This window comes from Streptomyces sp. NPDC001513 (genome assembly GCF_042894695.1).
Taxonomy (GTDB): Bacteria; Actinomycetota; Actinomycetes; order Streptomycetales; family Streptomycetaceae; genus Streptomyces.
Genome location: NZ_JBIAVU010000011.1, coordinates 119,532 through 136,866 on the forward strand (window position 1 = coordinate 119,532; position 17,335 = coordinate 136,866).

Annotated in this window: 20 protein-coding genes; 9 read left to right on the plus strand and 11 right to left on the minus strand. The window is 70.6% G+C overall.

The window, feature by feature from the left end:
• Nucleotides 1-39: 39 nt before the first annotated feature.
• On the minus strand, nucleotides 40-1,158 hold the full coding sequence (locus ACFYZ4_RS24795) for a peptidoglycan bridge formation glycyltransferase FemA/FemB family protein (protein ID WP_351290127.1): 1,119 nt from the start codon (nucleotides 1,156-1,158) through the stop codon (nucleotides 40-42).
• Nucleotides 1,159-1,300: 142 nt separating this feature from the next.
• Nucleotides 1,301-1,603 (minus strand): hypothetical protein, encoded by a 303-nt coding sequence (locus ACFYZ4_RS24800; RefSeq protein ID WP_351290125.1) that lies wholly within the window; start codon nucleotides 1,601-1,603, stop codon nucleotides 1,301-1,303.
• A 249-nt stretch (nucleotides 1,604-1,852) separates the two neighbouring features.
• Here ACFYZ4_RS24800 and rpsF point away from each other — a divergent pair, with 249 nt between their 5' ends.
• The 4 genes from rpsF (at nucleotide 1,853) to rplI (ending at nucleotide 3,560) form a co-directional block, all read left to right on the plus strand.
• On the plus strand, nucleotides 1,853-2,143 hold the full coding sequence (rpsF, locus tag ACFYZ4_RS24805) for a 30S ribosomal protein S6 (RefSeq protein ID WP_004950685.1): 291 nt from the start codon (nucleotides 1,853-1,855) through the stop codon (nucleotides 2,141-2,143).
• 72 nt (nucleotides 2,144-2,215) lie between these two features.
• Nucleotides 2,216-2,815, plus strand: coding sequence for a single-stranded DNA-binding protein (locus tag ACFYZ4_RS24810; RefSeq protein WP_351290123.1), 600 nt, complete (start codon nucleotides 2,216-2,218; stop codon nucleotides 2,813-2,815).
• Between the two features lie 43 nt (nucleotides 2,816-2,858).
• Nucleotides 2,859-3,095, plus strand: coding sequence for a 30S ribosomal protein S18 (gene rpsR, locus ACFYZ4_RS24815; protein WP_005315025.1), 237 nt, complete (start codon nucleotides 2,859-2,861; stop codon nucleotides 3,093-3,095).
• An 18-nt stretch (nucleotides 3,096-3,113) separates the two neighbouring features.
• Complete coding sequence (rplI, locus tag ACFYZ4_RS24820; RefSeq protein WP_351290121.1) at nucleotides 3,114-3,560, plus strand: 50S ribosomal protein L9; 447 nt, start codon at nucleotides 3,114-3,116, stop codon at nucleotides 3,558-3,560.
• Nucleotides 3,561-3,689: 129 nt separating this feature from the next.
• On the opposite strand, the gene ACFYZ4_RS24825 is transcribed toward rplI, so the two are convergent.
• A complete protein-coding gene (locus tag ACFYZ4_RS24825) occupies nucleotides 3,690-5,027 on the minus strand; it encodes an MATE family efflux transporter (protein WP_390784829.1) in 1,338 nt (445 codons plus the stop codon).
• Nucleotides 5,028-5,479: 452 nt separating this feature from the next.
• On the opposite strand from ACFYZ4_RS24825, the gene dnaB reads away from it, so the two are divergent.
• Together dnaB and ACFYZ4_RS24835 are read left to right on the plus strand one after the other, a co-directional pair.
• A complete protein-coding gene (dnaB, locus tag ACFYZ4_RS24830) occupies nucleotides 5,480-6,946 on the plus strand; it encodes a replicative DNA helicase (protein WP_351290175.1) in 1,467 nt (488 codons plus the stop codon).
• A 9-nt stretch (nucleotides 6,947-6,955) separates the two neighbouring features.
• Nucleotides 6,956-8,341: a serine hydrolase domain-containing protein gene (locus ACFYZ4_RS24835; protein WP_384340043.1), complete on the plus strand. Its 1,386-nt coding sequence runs from the start codon at nucleotides 6,956-6,958 to the stop codon at nucleotides 8,339-8,341.
• Between the two features lie 74 nt (nucleotides 8,342-8,415).
• Here the strand turns inward: ACFYZ4_RS24835 and ACFYZ4_RS24840 are convergent, their stop codons facing one another.
• Genes ACFYZ4_RS24840 through ACFYZ4_RS24850 form a run of 3 tightly spaced genes read right to left on the minus strand, consistent with a single transcriptional unit; the run spans nucleotide 8,416 to nucleotide 11,039 of the window.
• The gene (locus tag ACFYZ4_RS24840) at nucleotides 8,416-9,591 is read right to left on the minus strand and encodes a winged helix DNA-binding domain-containing protein (RefSeq protein ID WP_390784830.1); all 1,176 of its coding nucleotides are present in this window, start codon (nucleotides 9,589-9,591) and stop codon (nucleotides 8,416-8,418) included.
• A 57-nt stretch (nucleotides 9,592-9,648) separates the two neighbouring features.
• Nucleotides 9,649-10,110, minus strand: a complete 462-nt coding sequence (locus ACFYZ4_RS24845) for a GNAT family N-acetyltransferase (protein ID WP_390784831.1) — start codon at nucleotides 10,108-10,110, stop codon at nucleotides 9,649-9,651.
• 17 nt (nucleotides 10,111-10,127) lie between these two features.
• Nucleotides 10,128-11,039, minus strand: a complete 912-nt coding sequence (locus tag ACFYZ4_RS24850) for a GNAT family N-acetyltransferase (protein WP_384340037.1) — start codon at nucleotides 11,037-11,039, stop codon at nucleotides 10,128-10,130.
• Between the two features lie 103 nt (nucleotides 11,040-11,142).
• Between ACFYZ4_RS24850 and ACFYZ4_RS24855 the strand changes: the two genes are divergently transcribed.
• Both ACFYZ4_RS24855 and ACFYZ4_RS24860 read left to right on the plus strand, forming a co-directional pair.
• Nucleotides 11,143-11,793 carry an HAD-IB family phosphatase gene (locus ACFYZ4_RS24855; RefSeq protein WP_351290112.1) on the plus strand — a complete coding sequence of 217 codons (651 nt, stop codon included), beginning with the start codon at nucleotides 11,143-11,145 and terminating at the stop codon, nucleotides 11,791-11,793.
• A 142-nt stretch (nucleotides 11,794-11,935) separates the two neighbouring features.
• The gene (locus ACFYZ4_RS24860) at nucleotides 11,936-13,123 is read left to right on the plus strand and encodes a globin domain-containing protein (RefSeq protein WP_351290110.1); all 1,188 of its coding nucleotides are present in this window, start codon (nucleotides 11,936-11,938) and stop codon (nucleotides 13,121-13,123) included.
• 32 nt (nucleotides 13,124-13,155) lie between these two features.
• On the opposite strand, the gene ACFYZ4_RS24865 is transcribed toward ACFYZ4_RS24860, so the two are convergent.
• The 5 genes from ACFYZ4_RS24865 to ACFYZ4_RS24885 all read right to left on the minus strand — a co-directional run bounded on the left by ACFYZ4_RS24865 (nucleotide 13,156) and on the right by ACFYZ4_RS24885 (nucleotide 16,824).
• A complete protein-coding gene (locus ACFYZ4_RS24865) occupies nucleotides 13,156-13,635 on the minus strand; it encodes an NUDIX domain-containing protein (RefSeq protein ID WP_384340034.1) in 480 nt (159 codons plus the stop codon).
• A 60-nt stretch (nucleotides 13,636-13,695) separates the two neighbouring features.
• Complete coding sequence (locus tag ACFYZ4_RS24870; protein ID WP_390784832.1) at nucleotides 13,696-14,601, minus strand: LysR family transcriptional regulator; 906 nt, start codon at nucleotides 14,599-14,601, stop codon at nucleotides 13,696-13,698.
• Nucleotides 14,602-14,777: 176 nt separating this feature from the next.
• Nucleotides 14,778-15,935, minus strand: a complete 1,158-nt coding sequence (locus ACFYZ4_RS24875) for a cystathionine gamma-lyase (protein ID WP_351290104.1) — start codon at nucleotides 15,933-15,935, stop codon at nucleotides 14,778-14,780.
• Nucleotides 15,932-16,423 carry a low molecular weight protein-tyrosine-phosphatase gene (locus tag ACFYZ4_RS24880; RefSeq protein WP_390784898.1) on the minus strand — a complete coding sequence of 164 codons (492 nt, stop codon included), beginning with the start codon at nucleotides 16,421-16,423 and terminating at the stop codon, nucleotides 15,932-15,934. The genes ACFYZ4_RS24875 and ACFYZ4_RS24880 overlap by 4 nt, the downstream gene beginning before the upstream one ends.
• 20 nt (nucleotides 16,424-16,443) lie before the next feature.
• Nucleotides 16,444-16,824 (minus strand): phage holin family protein, encoded by a 381-nt coding sequence (locus tag ACFYZ4_RS24885; protein ID WP_351290100.1) that lies wholly within the window; start codon nucleotides 16,822-16,824, stop codon nucleotides 16,444-16,446.
• Between the two features lie 89 nt (nucleotides 16,825-16,913).
• Between ACFYZ4_RS24885 and ACFYZ4_RS24890 the strand changes: the two genes are divergently transcribed.
• The gene (locus tag ACFYZ4_RS24890) at nucleotides 16,914-17,231 is read left to right on the plus strand and encodes a cupin domain-containing protein (protein WP_319721218.1); all 318 of its coding nucleotides are present in this window, start codon (nucleotides 16,914-16,916) and stop codon (nucleotides 17,229-17,231) included.
• Nucleotides 17,232-17,335 lie beyond the last annotated feature (104 nt).

A 17,335-nucleotide genomic window follows, 5' to 3' on the forward strand; every position in this document is an offset into this window, starting at 1 on the left:
ACCTTTCTCGATAACAGCGGGGGTCAGGGGATCAGGGGATCAGCGGCGCGACATGTAGATGTCGAGCGCCTTGTGCAGCACCTTGTTGAGCGGGAAGTCCCACTCGCCGACGTACTCGACGGCCTCGCCGCCCGTGCCGACCTTGAACTGGATCAGACCGAACAGGTGGTCGTTCTCGTCCAGCGTGTCAGAGATGCCGCGCAGGTCGTAGACGCTGGCGCCGAGCGCGTAGGAGTCGCGCAGCATGCGCCACTGCATCGCGTTCGAGGGGCGGACCTCGCGCTTGTGGTTGGCGGAGGCGCCGTACGAGTACCAGACGTGCTGGCCGACGGTGAGCATCGTGGCGGCGGCCAGCGGCTCCCCCTCGTGCGTGGCGATGTAGAGGCGCATCCGGTTGGGGTCCTCGGCGTTGAGGGCCGTCCACTGGCGCTGGAAGTAGCTGAGCGGGCGCGGGCGGAACTTGTCGCGCTCGGCCGTGATCTCGTACAGGTGCTGCCAGGTCGGCAGGTCGTCGTAGCCGCCCTGGACCACCTCGACGCCGGCCTTCTCGGCCTTCTTGATGTTGCGGCGCCACAGCTGGTTGAAGCCCTTGAGGACGTCGTCGAGCGAGCGGTTGGCCAGCGGCACCTGGAAGACGTAGCGGGGCTGGACGTCGCCGAATCCGGCGCCGCCGTCCTCGGCCTGCTGCCAGCCCATGCGGCGCAGCTTGTCGGACACCTCGAAGGCGCGGGGCTCGATGACCGAGGCCTCCACGTCGCGCAGGCGCTTCACGCCCGGGTCCTGGATGCCGGCCTTGATGGCGGTCGAGTTCCAGCGCCGGATGACGACGGGCGGGCCCATCTTCACGGTGAAGGCGCCCTGCTGCTTGAGGTGGGCCAGCATCGGCTGGAGCCACTCCTCCAGGTTCGGGGCGTACCAGTTGATGACCGGGCCCTCGGGGAGGTAGGCGAGGTATCGCTTCACCTTGGGCAGCTGGCGGTACAGCACGAGGGCGGCACCGACGAGTTCCTCGGACTCGTTGAACCATCCGAGGTTCTCGGAACGCCACTCGTTCTTCACGTCGGCCCACGCCGGGACCTGGCAGTGGCTAGCCGAGGGCAGGCTCTGGAGGTAACCCAGATGCTGCTCTCGGCTGATGGTCCTCAGGGACAGGCTCATGCGGGGCGTCTCCTCCGGCGGCTTCGCTGGCTATGGCGCGAAGCCTACTGCGACAAGGGCGCCACCCTTCTGGGGGACGGGCCGGAGGCCCGGGCCGGTGCGGAGCCGGCGCCCTGCCGCGGAGGTGCCCTGCCCGGCTCCGTCAGCCGCCGAAGAGGCCGCCGTGGAACATGCCCAGGTAGAAGCCGATGGCAGACGCGCCAAGGCCGATGATCAGCGCGAAGCGCTCGCGTGTCGTGACGGAGACGAACTGTCCGTACGCGCCGGTCAGAATTCCGATCAGTCCGGCCCACGAGCTGATCAGGTGCAGGTTGTGGAAGAAGGCCGTGACGAACGCCACGGCGCCCAGGGCCAGAGTGACCGCCATCAGGGTGTCCTGCAGCGGGTGGGGCTTGCCGTCGGTGGAGAGCAGGGAGATGGGCTGACGTTGCATGGCCTGTGCCATCGGAAGGCACCTCCTGGCTGACGCAGAGCGGTGCGGCGGGGCGGCCTCCGGCAGGGCCGGGGGCATAGCACCGAGCACACCCGATGGATACAGATTGGGGCCCCCTCCCGTCGGATTTCAACCGGAAGGAGTCGAGGAGGTAGTCTGTACAGCTGCGCGGTGTCTGCTCTTGGACACCGTGCGCACGCATCACGACCCTCCTGCCACGGAACGACCGTGGCCGCTGAGTCCAAAGGAGGTGGGTTCCACATGCGTCACTACGAAGTGATGGTCATCCTCGACCCCGATCTCGAGGAGCGCGCTGTCTCCCCGCTGATCGAGAACTTCCTCTCCGTCGTCCGTGAGGGCAACGGAAAGGTCGAGAAGGTCGACACCTGGGGCCGTCGTCGTCTCGCTTACGAGATCAAGAAGAAGCCCGAGGGCATCTACTCGGTCATCGACCTTCAGGCCGAGCCTGCGGTCGTCAAGGAGCTTGACCGACAGATGAACCTGAACGAGTCGGTTCTCCGGACCAAGGTCCTTCGCCCCGAGACCCACTGAACTTCGGTTCAGCGGTAATCGGGACCGAGTAGCACAGCAGCCCAGCAGCAATCCCCGCCGAGAGGTTCATCCATGGCAGGCGAGACCGTCATCACGGTCGTCGGCAATCTCGTCGACGACCCCGAGCTGCGCTTCACCCCCTCGGGTGCGGCGGTCGCGAAGTTCCGTGTCGCGTCCACTCCCCGCATCTTCGACAAGCAGACCAATGAGTGGAAGGACGGCGAAGGCCTGTTCCTGACCTGCTCGGTCTGGCGTCAGGCGGCGGAGAACGTCGCCGAGTCCCTTCAGCGGGGCATGCGCGTCATCGTGCAGGGCCGGCTGAAGCAGCGGTCGTACGAGGACCGTGAGGGTGTCAAGCGCACGGTCTACGAGCTGGACGTCGAGGAAGTCGGCCCCAGCCTGAAGACGGCCACGGCCAAGGTCGCCAAGACCACCGGTCGCGGCGGTCAGGGTGGATACGGCGGCGGTGGCGGCCAGCAGCAGGGTGGCGGCGGTGGCTGGGGCGGAGCCCCCAGCGGCGGCGCCCCGCAGGGCGGCGGAGCTCCCTCCGACGACCCGTGGGCGTCCAGCGCGCCGGCCGGTGGCCAGCAGCAGGGCGGCAGCGGCGGGGGCGGCTGGGGCGGAAGCTCCGGCGGCTCCGGCGGTGGCTACTCGGACGAGCCGCCCTTCTAGGGCAGCTCGCATCCCCACTTCTTGATCACACAGGAGAGACACAATGGCGAAGCCGCCTGTGCGCAAGCCTAAGAAGAAGGTCTGCGCATTCTGCAAGGACAAGACCGCGTACGTGGACTACAAGGACACGAACATGCTGCGGAAGTTCATTTCCGACCGCGGCAAGATCCGTGCCCGCCGCGTTACCGGCAACTGCACGCAGCACCAGCGTGACGTCGCCACGGCCGTGAAGAACAGCCGTGAGATGGCGCTGCTGCCCTACACGTCCACCGCGCGATAAGGAAAGGGTGACCGAATAATGAAGATCATCCTGACCCACGAGGTCTCTGGCCTCGGCACCGCCGGCGATGTCGTCGACGTCAAGGACGGTTACGCTCGCAACTACCTGGTCCCGCGTGGTTTCGCGATCCGCTGGACCAAGGGTGGCGAGAAGGACGTGGCGCAGATCCGCCGCGCCCGCAAGATCCACGAGATCGCGACCATCGAGCAGGCCAACGAGGTCAAGGCCAAGCTCGAGGGCGTGAAGGTGCGTCTGGCCACCCGTGCGGGTGACGCCGGCCGTCTCTTCGGCTCCGTGACCCCGTCCGACATCGCCACGGCGATCGAGGCTTCCGGTGGTCCCAAGGTCGACAAGCGCCGCGTTGAGCTGGGCGCCCCGATCAAGACCCTCGGTTCGTACCAGGTCTCCGTGCGTCTGCACGCCGAGGTCGCCGCGAACGTGGGCATCGAGGTCATCGCCGCCTAAGGGCTGCGCGTGAAGGGCCGCACCCCTCGGGGTGCGGCCCTTCGTCGTTTCGCGATGCTTCACGTGACGCGATGTTTCACGTGAAACACGGGTGTGCGTTTCACGTGAAACATCGGCGTGGAACGCGCGCTAGCGGGTGGCTCCCGCGATCAGCCAGCGGCCCGAGCGGGCGCGGACCCTGAGGGTGACCATCCGGACCAGCATCATCAGCGTCATCGCCCACCAGAGCGTGGTGATGCCGCCGCCCACGACCGGGACGAGGAGGGCGGCCGGGATGAACGCGGCGAGCGTCACGAGCATGGCCCGGGCCAGGTAGCGGCCGTCGCCCGCGCCCATGAGGACTCCGTCGAGCACGAAGACGATGCCCGAGACGGGCTGGGACAGGGCCACGACCAGCAGGGCGGGCAGCAGGGCGGCCTCGACCGCCGGATCGCTGGTGAACAGCGGAATGAACACCGGGCGGGCCAGGATGACCAGCAGGCCGAGGACGACGCCCGAGACGATGCCCCACTGCACCATGCGGCGGCAGACCGTCTTTGCGCCTTCCGTGTCGCCCGCGCCCAGGTAGCGGCCGATGATCGCCTGTCCGGCGATCGCTATGGCGTCGAGCGCGAAGGCGAGCAGGCTCCACAAGGCGAGCAGGATCTGGTGGGCGGCGATGTCGGCGTCCCCGAGCCGGGCCGCCACGGCTGTCGCGATCATCAGGATGGCGCGCAGGGACAGGGTGCGGACCAGCAGGGGTGCTCCGGCCTGGGCACAGGCCCGTATGCCCGCAGGGTCCGGGACCAGGGAGGCGCCGTGCCGGCGGGCTCCGCGGACGACCACGACGAGATAGGCGGCCGCCATCGCGCACTGGGCGATGACCGTGCCCCAGGCGGAGCCGGCGATGCCGAGCCCCGCACCGTAGACGAGGGCGGCGTTCAGGCCCAGGTTGAGGGTGAAGCCGCCGACGGCCACGTAGAGCGGGGTGCGGGTGTCCTGGAGGCCGCGGATGACCCCGGTGGCAGCCAGCACCATGAGCATGGGCGGGATGCCGAAGACGGAGATGCGCAGGTAGGTGACGGCGTACGGGGCGACGGCGTCGGAGGCGCCGAAGAGGGAGATCAGCGACGGAGCCGCGGGCAGCACCACGGCGATGACGGCGACGCCGAGCAGGAGGGCGAGCCAGATGCCGTCCATGCCCTGCCGGATGGCCGCCTGCAGGTCGCCCGCGCCGACCCGGCGGGAGACGGCCGCCGTGGTGGCGTACGCGAGGAAGACGAAGACGCTCACGGCGGTGGTGAGCAGAGCGGCGGCGATGCCGAGGCCGGCGAGCTGAGGAGTGCCGAGATGTCCCACGATGGCGCTGTCGGCCATCACGAAGAGGGGCTCGGCGACGAGCGCGCCGAAGGCGGGCACGGCGAGCGCGAATATCTCTCGGTCGTGCCGTCTCGGCCCAGGCTTGGGCGCGGTGATCGCCTGTGTCATGCGCTCAATGTAATCTTCCACAGGTAATGGATGCAACCCATCTGTGATCCTTACTGTGGCGTCGATCCGAGCCTTCTCCGCGACTCGTTGGAGGCGATCTTGAGACAGTGGCCAAGATTTTTCTTCCCCGCAGCGTCCGGGGAGAGAAATCCCAGGTCAGATGGGGTAACGAGGTGGCGCGGGTGATTTTGTCCACAGCGTCGTCCCCCGGTCCGTACACAGCTTCCGAGGAGTTACCCACAGCATTGGCGCCGTCATCCACATCTCATCCACACAGCCTGTGGATAACAAGATTGGCTGACGCCGCTCCCGGCCCTACCGTGGTGCGTTGCCCGACTCGCCGACAGCCGATTCGGGTGCCCCAAATGTCAGAGCCGTGTCGTAGAAAGAGTGGCACGGCAAGGTCCGCTTTGCGGACGGGAGGAGGCGGCCCGGTGAGCATGCCCGAGCCCATGGACGACCCCTGGGCCGACAGCGGTCCCGGAGACCGTCTGCCCGCCCGTTCGCGCCGTAACAGCGAAGGCCGTGGCCGCGGGGACGAACAGCACGACCGGGGCCGCGAGGGCGGCTCCTGGGACGGCGGCGGCGGTGGCGGCTTCGAGCGCGTCCCTCCGCAGGACCTCGACGCCGAGCAGTCGGTGCTCGGCGGCATGCTGCTCTCGAAGGACGCCATCGCCGACGTCGTCGAGGTCATCAAGGGCCACGACTTCTACCGGCCCTCGCACGAGACGATCTTCCAGGCCATCCTCGACCTGTACGCCAAGGGCGAGCCGGCCGACCCGATCACCGTCGGCGCCGAGCTGACGCGGCGCGGCGAGATCAGCAAGGTCGGCGGGGCCTCGTACCTGCACACCCTGGTGCAGTCCGTGCCGACGGCGGCGAACGCCGAGTACTACGCGGAGATCGTCCACGAGAGAGCGGTCCTGCGCCGCCTGGTCGCCGCCGGCACGAAGATCACGCAGATGGGCTATGCGGCCGACGGAGACGTCGACGAGATCGTCAACAGTGCCCAGGCCGAGATCTACGCCGTCACCGAGCAGCGGACCTCCGAGGACTACCTGCCGCTCGGCGACATCATGGAGGGCGCCCTCGACGAGATCGAGGCGATCGGCTCGCGCAGCGGCCAGATGTCGGGCGTTCCCACCGGCTTCACCGACCTGGACTCGCTGACCAACGGCCTGCACCCGGGGCAGATGATCGTCATCGCCGCCCGTCCCGCGATGGGCAAGTCCACGCTCGCGCTGGACTTCGCCCGGGCCTGCTCCATCAAGGCCAACCTGCCCAGCGTGATCTTCTCCCTCGAAATGGGGCGCAACGAGATCGCGATGCGCCTGCTCTCGGCGGAGGCCCGGGTGGCGCTGCACCACATGCGCTCCGGCACGATGACCGACGACGACTGGACCCGGCTGGCCCGCCGGATGCCGGACGTCTCCGCCGCCCCGCTCTACATCGACGACTCCCCCAACCTGTCGATGATGGAGATCCGGGCCAAGTGCCGCCGGCTCAAGCAGCGCAACGACCTCTCGCTCGTGGTCATCGACTACCTCCAGCTGATGCAGTCGGGCGGCTCGCGCCGTCCCGAGAGCCGTCAGCAGGAGGTCTCGGACATGTCCCGAAACCTCAAGCTGCTGGCGAAGGAGCTCGAGGTCCCCGTGATCGCGCTCTCCCAGCTGAACCGTGGTCCGGAACAGCGCACCGACAAGAAGCCGATGGTCTCGGACCTGCGTGAATCGGGCTCGATCGAGCAGGACGCGGACATGGTGATCCTGCTGCACCGCGAGGACGCGTACGAGAAGGAGTCCCCCCGCGCGGGTGAGGCGGACCTGATCGTGGCCAAGCACCGTAACGGCCCCACGGCCACGATCACCGTGGCCTTCCAGGGCCACTATTCACGCTTCGTGGACATGGCCAACACGTAGCATCCGATCATGGATGATCTTTCTGAGGACCTGGAACTTCTCCCTGCCACCCGGCGTGCCCTCAGGCACCGGATCGCCGTCGCGCAGAGCGCGGGGCGGGCGCCGTCCGTCGTGGCGGCCGTCGTGCGGGGCGGGGAGGTGGTCTGGGAGGGCTCTCGGACCTCGGTCGAAGGGCACGGTCCCGACGGCAACGTCCAGTACCGGATCGGCTCGATCACCAAGACCTTCACGGCAGTTCTGGTGCTGCGCCTGCGGGACGAGGGACTGCTGAGCCTCTCGGATCCGCTGGGGAAGCACCTGCCGGGGACGGGCGCCGGCGAGGTGACCGTCGCTCAGCTGCTGGCCCACACCGGCGGACTGGCGGCGGAGACCCCCGGCGAGTGGTGGGAGCGCACCCCCGGCGCCCTGCGGCCCGAGCTCTCCGACGTCCTGGGCGACGAGCCGTTCGCCCATGTGCCGGGACGCCGCCACCACTACTCCAACCCCGGCTACACCCTGCTGGGTTCGCTGGTGGAGGCGCTGCGCGGGCGGCCCTGGGAAGAGGTGCTGCGGGCCGAGGTGCTGGAGCCCCTCGGGCTGGACCGTACGAGCGGGCAGCCGCAGGCCCCGCACGCGGGCGGCTGGGCGGTGCACCCGTGGGCGGACCTGATGATGCCCGAGCCGCTGGAGGACCTGGGGCTGATGGCTCCGGCCGGACAGCTGTGGTCGACGACCACGGACCTGGCGCGGTTCGCCGACTTCCTGCTGCGCGGTGACGAGCGGGTCCTGAGCGCGGAGTCCGTACGGGAGATGCGCACGCCGGCAGCGCCGCCGGAGCCCGGTTTCGCCGATCTCGGCTACGGGCTGGGGATGCAGCTGACGGCCGACGGCGACCGCAGGCTCGCGGGCCACAGCGGATCGCTGCCCGGGTTCGTCGCGGGCCTGTGGCTGAGCGAGGCGGACGACGTGGCGGCGGTGGTGCTGGCGAACTGCACCTCGGGGCTTCCGGCCGCGACGGTGGCGGCGGAACTCGTCGGGATCGTCGCGGACGCCGAGCCGCGGTTCCCGAAGCCGTGGCGGCCCTTCCTCGAATCGGACCGGGTGCCGCTGGAGCTGTGCGGCCCCTGGTACTGGGGGACTTCGGCGCAGGTGGTGCGGCTGACTGCGGACGGGCTGCTGGAGCTCGGCCCGGTGGGCGGGTCCGGACGCACGGCCCGTTTCCGTGCCGGGCCGGACGGCACCTGGACCGGGCTGTCCGGCTACTACGCCGGTGAGACGCTGCGGGCGGTGCGCCGGGAGGACGGCTCGGTGAGCCACCTCGATCTGGCGTCTTTCGTCTTCACGCGCGAACCGTACGACGCCCAGGCCCCGGTGCCCGGCGGGGTCGACCCGCAGGGCTGGCGGGGCATCGGCTGACGGCCTGAGGCCTGAGGCCTGAGGCCTGAGGCCTGAGGCCTGAGGGCCGGGGCCCGGGCCCCGGCCCTCAGGCCTCAGGCGACGAGTTCGCGTTCCAGCGGGGTGCGGAACCGCGGGGTGATGCGGGCCTCGCCCACCCAAGCGGCGAGGCGGGCGGCCTCGGCGGTGATCGCCTCCTCGGCGGCGCGGCCGGGGCCGGCCGGCAGCCGCCAGACGATCTCGCCGTCGGAACGCTGGGCCCAGCCGCCGACGATCTCGCCGTTCCACCACACGGTGGGGCCGATGTTGCCGGCGTAGTCGAAGAGCGCGGGCCTGTGGGCGGGGTCGAGGTGGAAACCGCGGTCGGCCCAGCCCATGCCGGTGGGGTCGAGGCCGGGCAGCAGCGCGGCCCAGGGCTCCGGGGCCGGTTCGGGCGCGGTGTCCCCGGGGCCGACGAGGGCGGTGCCGCCGTCCTCGAGGCGGACCTGTTCCGGGTCCACGGCGGCGAGTGCCTTGCGTACGTCCGTCAGCGTCCAGCCGGTCCACCACTTGAGGTCGGCCTCGGTGGCGGGGCCGTAGGCGTGGAGCCAGCGGCGGGCGATCTCCGCGCGGGCCTCTGCGGCGGGCACGGCCGGCCACGGCTCGGTGTGCACCCAGCGGTACTGGCTGGAGGTCCACGACCCGCGCGGGCGGCTGCGCCGGATCCGGCCGTCGGCGGCCAGCAGCCGGATGACACGGGTGGCGACACCGGTCTCCGTCTCGTACTTCTTGCCCCGGCCGACGGTGATCTTCTGGCGCAGTGCGGGCACGGCGGCCGACAATTGGCTTCCGGTGGACGGCCCGTGGACGTCGAGGGCGTCGAGCGCGGCGGCCTCCGCCCGGGCCAGCCACTGCGCGTCGAGTCCCTGACCGTCCTCGTCGAGGTGCTTGAGGAGGGTGCGGCGCTCCTTGACGGCGATGGCCCGCGCGGACGAGGCGTCGACGTACGGGGCGAGTTCCGCCGAGACCGCGAAGAGCGTGTTGCGCATGCTGAGCAGCCGCACGAGGCTGACGTCCTCGTAGAGCGCCTGCTCGACCAGACCGGGGCCGCCTTCGGCGAGCCGGGCGCGGGCGGAGAGGAAGACCGTCGCGGCGTCGGTGGCGTGCAGGGCGACGACGGAGTCCGCCGCCTCCGCCACCGTGGCGGCCCGGGCCGAGGGAGCGAGGCGGTGGCGCCGGCCGAGCCGGTGGCGGCGCTCGGCGGTGGTGACGAGGGGCAGGCTGGGGCTCATCCTCCCGATCGTAGGCCGGGCCGCCGACAGGGCGGCCCGGCCTACGGGCCGGCGGGCTCAGAGCTGCAGCTTGAACCCGACGTGGGAGGCGGTGAATCCGAGCCGCTCGTAGAAGCGGTGGGCGTCGGTCCGGGTCACGTCCGAGGTCAGTTGGACGAGCGTGCAGCCCTCGGCACGGGACTTCTCCACCGCCCATTCGATGAACCGGGTCCCCAGGCCGCCGCCGCGCTCGTCCGCATGGACACGGACGCCTTCGATGATGGAGCGGGTGGCCCCCTTGCGGGAGAGACCGGGGACGATCGTCAGCTGGAGGGTGCCCACGACGCGGTCCGCGCGGACGGCGACGACCAGGTGCTGGTTAGGGTCCCCGGCGAGGCGCCGCAGGGCCGCGCGGTACGGGGTGAGGTCCTCGGGGGACTCACGGGTGGCCCCCAGCGGGTCGTCGGCCAGCATGGCGACGATGGCGGGCAGATCGGCTTCGGTCGCGGGCCGGATGGCCGGCTCGGGCGTGTCGGTCACGAGGGGTGTTTCCTCTCTCAGCCCGCTGCCACGGTCAGCGGGGCCCAGCGGCGGGTCCAGTCGCCGGGCAGGCCGGGGATGTCACGGGTCATGACGGCGTTGAAGGCCACGGAGCCGAGACCGCGGTCCTTGAGCCAGCCGAGGAGCTCCTCGTGCCGGACGTCGACATCGGTGCGCAGCGTCCGGTCCGTACCCGCGGCGAGCGCGGTGACCAGCGACTGGGCGGTGCCGGTGTCCTTGGCGATCAGCGGGCCGATGACGTGGGTGTCCATGTTGGGCCAGGCGGCCGCGTAGCCGGTGAGGGTGCCGTCTCCGCTGGAGTCCTCGGCGACGATCAACTGGTCGGCGAAGGCGGGCAGTCTGGTGATCATGTGCGTGCGGTCGGTGCCGAAGACCTCTGCGTCCAGACGCAGGATGCCCAGGAGGTCTCCGGCGGTGGCCGGCCGGACCAGGGAGGTGCTGTACGCGCCGGGGGTGCCTTCGGGCCGGAAGGTGCCCTTCAGCATCTCGGCGCGGCCCGTGGTCTTGAAACCGAGCTCCTCGTACAGGGGGCGGCCGTACGGAGTGGCGTGCAGGGTGAGGGGAACACCCTTGAGCACGTCGTCGCAGACGTGGGTCATCAGGCGCCGACCGAGCCCCTGACGGGCGTGGCGGTCGGCCACGAGGACCATCCCGATGGCGGCGAGTTCCGGGCCGGCACCGGTGTGGCCGTACCGGGTGACGATGCACGCGGCCGCGAGTCCCCGGCCGTCCGGGGCGTCGACGCCGTACCCCTCTCCGGCAGCGAGGAGCAGACCCCACTTGTGGTCCTCGCGGAGCCAGCCGCGATCTTCGGACAGGTCGGCGCAGCGGTGGAGATCGTCCACGGTCAGCGCCCGGATCGGCAGATCGGTGATGTGTGGTGGTGTCACCGGCTCAGACTGGATCATGGACAGGGAGTCGTCCAGAGGATTTGGCGGGAGATGTTTCACGTGAAACGGGAGACGAGAAGACGCTGTTTCACGTGAAACATAGCCACTAATCTCGATGCCTATGACCCGCCTGCACCTCTTCGACCTCGACGGCACGCTGATGTACGGCTCGTCCGCGCCGGTCGAGATCTCCCGCCAACTCGGTCTGAGTACCGAGATCGCCGCGCTGGAACGGGCCTTCGGCGCGCATGAGATCGGTCCGCACCAGTTCTCGGTGGCCGTCCACGCGCTCTGGGCCGAGCTCACGCCCGCGCATGTCCGGGCGGCGTTCGACGGGTCTCCCTGGCTCGCGGGGATCCGGGACGTCTGGCAGGAGATCCGGGAGCTCGGGGACTACTGCGCGGTGATCTCCCTCTCGCCCTCCTTCTTCGTGGAGCTGCTGCTGGAGTGGGGCGCGCACACCGCGCACGGCTCGGTCTTCCCGGAGGTGCCGTTCACCCGGCCCGTGGAGGCCGCAGGGCTCCTCACGCCCGAGGGCAAGGTCACGGTGGCGGACCGGCTGTGCGAGCGGTTCGGCGTGACCCGGGGCGACTGCGTCGCGTACGGGGACTCGGTGACCGACTCGGTGCTCTTCGACGTGGTGCCGGTGTCGGTGGCGGTCAACGCACGGCCCTATCTGGCGGAGCGCGCGACCCACGTCTACCAGGGTCGGGACCTTCGGGAGGCATACCAGCTCGTAGGGGTGGCACGCCCGGGAGTTCAGGCATCTTAGGAGGAAAGTGGGTTCGAAACGCGGATTTTCCGCATTTCCCCACCGGCCTCTGAACCGGCTGGCACGCTGTGGAACCCGGAACCACGGATTCACAGACCGTGGCGTGTGCAGACCGACCGAGATGCTCGAAGCGAGGCACCGCATGGACGCTCCGCCCACCAGATCGGCCAGACGCGAATCGGCCCGGATACCCGTCGAGGGCGGTGCGGCCGAGCCCTCACCGGATGCCGTGCTCATCCGTCGGACCCTCGCGGAGATCGCCCCCATCGCCGACAAGGTCACCTCGTATTTCTACGCGCTGGTCTTCTCCGGGCACCCCGAAGTGCGGGGCATGTTCCCCGCCGCCATGGACACGCAGCGCGACAGGCTGCTGAAGGCGCTGCTGACCGCCGCCGAGCACATCGACAATCCTGAGGTACTCGCCCCCTACCTGCGCCGACTGGGCACGGGGCATCGCAAGTACGGCACGATGGCCGGCCATTACCCGGTGGTCGGTGAGGCCCTGGTCGGGGCGCTGGCCCGGTACGCCGCCGACAGCTGGGGGCCGGAGACCGAGGCCGCGTGGGTGCGGGCGTACACCGCGATCTCCCAGATCATGATCGACGCGGCGGCCGAGGACGAGGTGAAGGCTCCGGCGTGGTGGCACGCGGAGGTGGTCTCCCACGATCTGCGCACCTCGGACATCGCGGTGCTGACGGTCCGCCCCGACCAGCCGTACGCCTTCCTGGCCGGCCAGTACGCGAGCCTGGAGACCCCGTGGTGGCCGCGGGTCTGGCGGCACTACTCCTTCGCCTCGGCGCCCCGCGCCGACGGGCTGCTGTCGTTCCACGTCAAGGCAGTCCCCGCGGGCTGGGTCTCCAACGCGCTGGTGCGCCACGCGCGCCCGGGGGACGTGCTGCGCCTCGGACCGCCGGCCGGGTCGATGGTGGTGGACCACACCACGGACAACGGGATGCTGTGCCTGGGCGGCGGCACCGGCATCGCCCCGATCAAGGCGCTGATCGAGGACGTGGCCGAGCACGGCGAGCGCCGGCCGGTGGAGGTGTTCTTCGGGGCACGCAGCGACAACGATCTGTACGACAAGGACACGCTGCTCGGGCTGCAGCGCTCGCATCCGTGGCTGTCGGTGCGCCCGGTGGTGGGCGACGGGCTGGCCGGGCAACTGCCCCAGGCCGTGGGTGAACACGGGCCGTGGAGCTCGTACGACGCCTTCGTCTCCGGGCCGCCCGCGATGATCCGGAGCGGGGTGGACGAACTCCTTCGGATCGGCATCCCCGGTGAGCGGATCCGCCACGACGCCGTGGAGGAACTGGCGGGCATCGCCGGCTGAGACCGGCGGGCAGCCGCCGGTCTCGGCCGGGCTCAGCCCAGGTCGGGAGCGTGCATGGCGCGTACGCCCTCGATGTTGCCGTCGAGGTAGTGCCGCAGGGACAGTGGGACGAGATGGACGGCGGCGATGCCCACGCGGCTGAAGGGCACGCGGACGATCTCGTACTCGCCCTCGGGTTCGTCGATCTCGGGGCCGTGGCGAAGGCTCGGGTCCATCGATTCGAGGCGGCAGACGAAGAAGTGCTGCACCTTCACGCCCGTCACCCCCCGGTCGGCGATGTGCTCGACGGTGTCGACGAAGCAGGGCACCACATCGGTGATCTTCGCGCCGAGTTCTTCGTGGACCTCTCGGTGGAGGGCGTCGACGACGGTGGCGTCCGAGGACTCGACTCCCCCGCCGGGGGTGAGCCAGTACGGATCGATGCCGGGCTTGGTGCGCTTGATGAGGATCAGGTCGCCACCGTCGAGCAGGATCGCGCGGGCGGTGCGTTTGACCACGGGACGTTCGGTCATGGGAGAAGAGTGGCCCACCACTCCCCTTCTGAAACGCGCCGCGGGCCGGAAAAGAGGGGCTCACCAGTGCACGGCGGCGTCCACCAGCATGTCGTGCGCCCTCGCGAGGTGGGCGAGGGCGAGGCTCCCGGTCCGCACGACCAGGAACCACGTGCGCAGCGGCGGCACGGAGGGCTCGGCCAGGGCCACGATCCGGCCGCTGTCGAGGGCTTCCCGGCACAGGTAGCGGGGCAGGACCGCGAGTCCCGCGCCGGCCCCGACGCATTCCAGTACGGCCCGCAGGTCGGGCGCGACCACGGTGGCCGCCAGGGACCGGGCAGCGGGCGGGGCGTCGAAGACGGCGGCCCAGTAGCGGGTGACGAGCGGCAGGCTCTCGTGGACCTCCACGACCGGGATGCCGTCGAGAGCGGCGGGACCCTCCGCGCTCAGCCGCCCCGTGCCGACGAGGGCGGCCCAGTAGGGCGCGGCGACCAGGACGTGCTCCTCGTCGCACAGGGCGGTGACGGTGAAGAGCCCGCCGCGCGGATGGGCGGTGGTGGCGACGAGGTCGTGGTGTCCGGCGGCGAGCCCGTCCAGGGTCGCTTCGGCGCCGGCCTCCACGGTGGCGCGCAGGGTGTGGCCCTGGCCGACGAGGGGCGCCAGGGCGGGGAGCACGCGCAGGCCCAGGAACTCGGGTGGCCCGGCGACGTGGAGGGTGCGCGACGCACCGGCGGCCTCCCGCTCCGCCTCGGTGATCCGCAGCAGGGCGTCGAGGTGCGGGGCGGCCTTGTGGGCCAGTTCGTCGCCGACGGCGGTGGGGGTGACGCCACGGGCCCGGCGGTGGAAGAGGGGCCGCCCCAACTGCCGCTCCAGGGTGCGGATCTGCGAGGTCACGGCCGGCTGGGACAGCCCCAGCAGGGCGGCGGCTCGGGTGAACGAGCCGGCCCGGTGAACGGCGACGAAGGTGCGCAGCAGGGCCAGGTCCATCGCGGCACCTCTCGGTGGGGGCCTTCAACTATAAATATGCCGATAGGACCCTGTCGTTACCGTGATTGGACTCTGACGCAGAGTCAATTAGCCTTGTCGCGTGGTTCTTCGCGCGCGGAACCCTGGGCGGTCCGAGTCACGAGGGGGGAGGCTCGGACCGCCCGTCCAGAGCCTGCTCAGCCGGCGCGGCCTGCGCGGTCGAGGGCCCGCAGCACGTCCGCGACCAGGTCCTCGGTGTCCTCGGCCCCGGCGGAGAAGCGGATGAACCCCTCCGGCACGGCGTCGCCGCCCCACCGTCCGCGCCGCTCGGCGGTGGACCGCACTCCACCGAAACTCGTGGCGTCCTCGACCAGATCCAGAGCGGACATGAAGCGTTCCGCGTGGGCACGGTCGGGCAGGGTGAAGGAGACCACCGAGCCGAAGCCCCGCATCTGGCGGGCGGCCGTCTTGTGCGAGGGGTCCGTGGCCAGGCCCGGGTAGCGCAGCCCGGTCACGTCGGGGCGGCCGGCCAGCGCCTCGGCGACGGCCAGGGCGTTGGCCCACTGGCGCTGCGCGCGCAGCTGGATCGTGGCCAGGGAGCGGTGGGCGAGCCAGGCCTCCATCGGGCCCGCGATCGCACCGACGATCTTGCGCCAGCGCCGGACGCCCGCGGCGAGCTCCGCGTCGCGGCAGACCACGTACCCGAGCAGCAGGTCGCCGTGGCCGGTGAGGCCCTTGGTGCCGCTCGCCACGGAGAAGTCCGCCCCGAGCTCCAGGGGGCGCTGCCCGAGCGGGGTGGCGAGCGTGTTGTCGACGGCGACCAGAGTCCCGCCGGCGTGCGCCGCGTCCACGAGGCGCCGTACGTCGCACACGTCGAGCCCGGGGTTGGACGGGGTCTCGATCCACAGCAGCCGGGCTCCGTCGAGGACCGCGAGCTGCGCGTCGTCGCCGGTCGGGGCGGTGCGCACGTGGATCCCGTACGCCTCCAGCTGCTCCCGCACCAGGGGCAGCGCCTGGTAGCCGTCGTCGGGCAGGACCACGGTGTCGCCGGTGCGCGCCTGGGAGAGGAGGACCGCGGAGACGGCCGCCATGCCGGAGGCGAAGACGATGGTGTGCACCTCCTCGCCGGGGGCCTCCAGTTCCCCGATCGCCCGCTCCAGCAGGGTCCAGGTGGGGTTGGTGTCGCGGCCGTAGGCGTACGGGCCCTCGACGTCGCCCGGCAGGTGGAAGTGGGCGGCGAAGACCGGCCCGGGCAGGGTCGGTTCGTTCTTCACGGGCTCCGGCAGTCCGGCGCGGACCGCGCGGGTGCCGTCGCCGATCGCTGCGGCGGTTCTCTCGGGGGCGTACTCGTTCACGCGGTGTGCTCCTTCAGGGCCTCGCGTACGGCGTCCAGCAGACCGGGGCTCGCCGCCTCGACCAGCTCCAGGCACTCCTCGAACCCGTCGAGGGACCCGTAGTAGGGATCCGGTACGTCGGTCTCCGCGGCCGCGGCCGCCGGATCGTAGGACCGCAGCAGCCGGATCTTGGCGGCGTCCCGCGGGGTGGGTGCGAGCGCCCGCAGGTCCCGCAGGTGTCCGGCGTCGAGCGCGATGACGAGGTCCAGGCGGTCGAACCAGGAGGCGCGGAACTGCCGGGCCCGGTGGTCCTGCTCGTAGCCCGCGGCTTCCAGGACGGAGACGGTGCGCGGGTCGGCGCCGTCGCCCTCGTGCCAGCCGCCGGTCCCGGCGCTGTCCACCTCGACCAGGCCGTCGAGGCCGGCCCGCGTCACGTGGCCGCGGAAGACGGACTCGGCCATGGGGGAGCGGCATATGTTCCCCGTGCAGACGAAGCAGACGCGGTACATGGGCGTCATGGAGGTCCCGTTCAGTTCTTGTCGGGCAGGGCCAGGTTCACGGCCCAGGAGACGATGGAGATGATCAGGCCGCCGAGGAGCGCGGTCCAGAACCCGTCGACGTGGAAACTGAGGTCGAGCTTCGAGGCCAGCCACGAGGTCAGGAGCAGCATCAGGGCGTTCACGACGAGGGTGAACAGGCCCAGGGTGAGGACGAACAGGGGCAGAGAGAGCAGCTTCACCAACGGCTTGACGATCAGGTTCACCAGGCCGAAGACCAGTGCGACCAGGATCAGGGTGAGCGTCCGGCGGCCCAGACTGCTGCCGTCGTCGAGGGTGATGCCGGCGAGCAGCCAGACGGCGACGGCCAGGGCCGCCGCGTTGGCGAGCGTCTTGACTACGAAATTCATCATGTGTCTGATCGTGGCAGAGATGATCCCGGTGGGACATCCGCAGATCAGCGGATGCGACGGCGCTACCGAACACAAGGGGCACAACCACGATGAAAGCGTTCCGCCTTGACGAGCTCGAAGCCGAGCGGGCCGCCAACGACGGCGCCTACCTCCAGTTCCTGCGCGAGCGGAACATGTCGGTCGGGCTGTACGCGCTCGATGCCGGGCAGGTCGATCCGCAGCAGCCGCACCGCCAGGACGAGGTGTACTTCGTCGTGAGCGGGCGCGCCTCGATCACGGTCGGGGAGGAGACGACCACCGTGGCGCGCGGCAGCGTCGTCTACGTACCGGCGGGCGTCCCGCACAAGTTCCACCACATCACCGAGGACCTGAAGGTGATGGTGGTGTTCTCCCCGCCGGAGAGCTGAGCGCACGGGACGCCTGGGGGTCGCCGCTCCGGTTCCCCTAAGGGGAGGGTCAGGGGACTCCGGGGGCTCACGGGCCCCGATCGGGGCCCGTGGACTCCTAGCAT

Coding starts and splice junctions, on each gene's coding strand:
- ACFYZ4_RS24890 (WP_319721218.1), top strand. CDS start 16,914: ATGAAAGCGTTCCGCCTTGACGAGCTCGAAGCCGAGCGGGCCGCCAAC.
- ACFYZ4_RS24840 (WP_390784830.1), bottom strand. CDS start 9,591: ATGAGCCCCAGCCTGCCCCTCGTCACCACCGCCGAGCGCCGCCACCGG.
- ACFYZ4_RS24835 (WP_384340043.1), top strand. CDS start 6,956: ATGGATGATCTTTCTGAGGACCTGGAACTTCTCCCTGCCACCCGGCGT.
- ACFYZ4_RS24800 (WP_351290125.1), bottom strand. CDS start 1,603: ATGGCACAGGCCATGCAACGTCAGCCCATCTCCCTGCTCTCCACCGAC.
- ACFYZ4_RS24810 (WP_351290123.1), top strand. CDS start 2,216: ATGGCAGGCGAGACCGTCATCACGGTCGTCGGCAATCTCGTCGACGAC.
- ACFYZ4_RS24880 (WP_390784898.1), bottom strand. CDS start 16,423: ATGTACCGCGTCTGCTTCGTCTGCACGGGGAACATATGCCGCTCCCCC.
- ACFYZ4_RS24860 (WP_351290110.1), top strand. CDS start 11,936: ATGGACGCTCCGCCCACCAGATCGGCCAGACGCGAATCGGCCCGGATA.
- rpsR (WP_005315025.1), top strand. CDS start 2,859: ATGGCGAAGCCGCCTGTGCGCAAGCCTAAGAAGAAGGTCTGCGCATTC.
- ACFYZ4_RS24865 (WP_384340034.1), bottom strand. CDS start 13,635: ATGACCGAACGTCCCGTGGTCAAACGCACCGCCCGCGCGATCCTGCTC.
- ACFYZ4_RS24885 (WP_351290100.1), bottom strand. CDS start 16,824: ATGATGAATTTCGTAGTCAAGACGCTCGCCAACGCGGCGGCCCTGGCC.
- ACFYZ4_RS24855 (WP_351290112.1), top strand. CDS start 11,143: ATGACCCGCCTGCACCTCTTCGACCTCGACGGCACGCTGATGTACGGC.
- ACFYZ4_RS24850 (WP_384340037.1), bottom strand. CDS start 11,039: ATGATCCAGTCTGAGCCGGTGACACCACCACACATCACCGATCTGCCG.
- ACFYZ4_RS24795 (WP_351290127.1), bottom strand. CDS start 1,158: ATGAGCCTGTCCCTGAGGACCATCAGCCGAGAGCAGCATCTGGGTTAC.
- rplI (WP_351290121.1), top strand. CDS start 3,114: ATGAAGATCATCCTGACCCACGAGGTCTCTGGCCTCGGCACCGCCGGC.
- rpsF (WP_004950685.1), top strand. CDS start 1,853: ATGCGTCACTACGAAGTGATGGTCATCCTCGACCCCGATCTCGAGGAG.
- ACFYZ4_RS24870 (WP_390784832.1), bottom strand. CDS start 14,601: ATGGACCTGGCCCTGCTGCGCACCTTCGTCGCCGTTCACCGGGCCGGC.
- ACFYZ4_RS24825 (WP_390784829.1), bottom strand. CDS start 5,027: ATGACACAGGCGATCACCGCGCCCAAGCCTGGGCCGAGACGGCACGAC.
- dnaB (WP_351290175.1), top strand. CDS start 5,480: ATGGACGACCCCTGGGCCGACAGCGGTCCCGGAGACCGTCTGCCCGCC.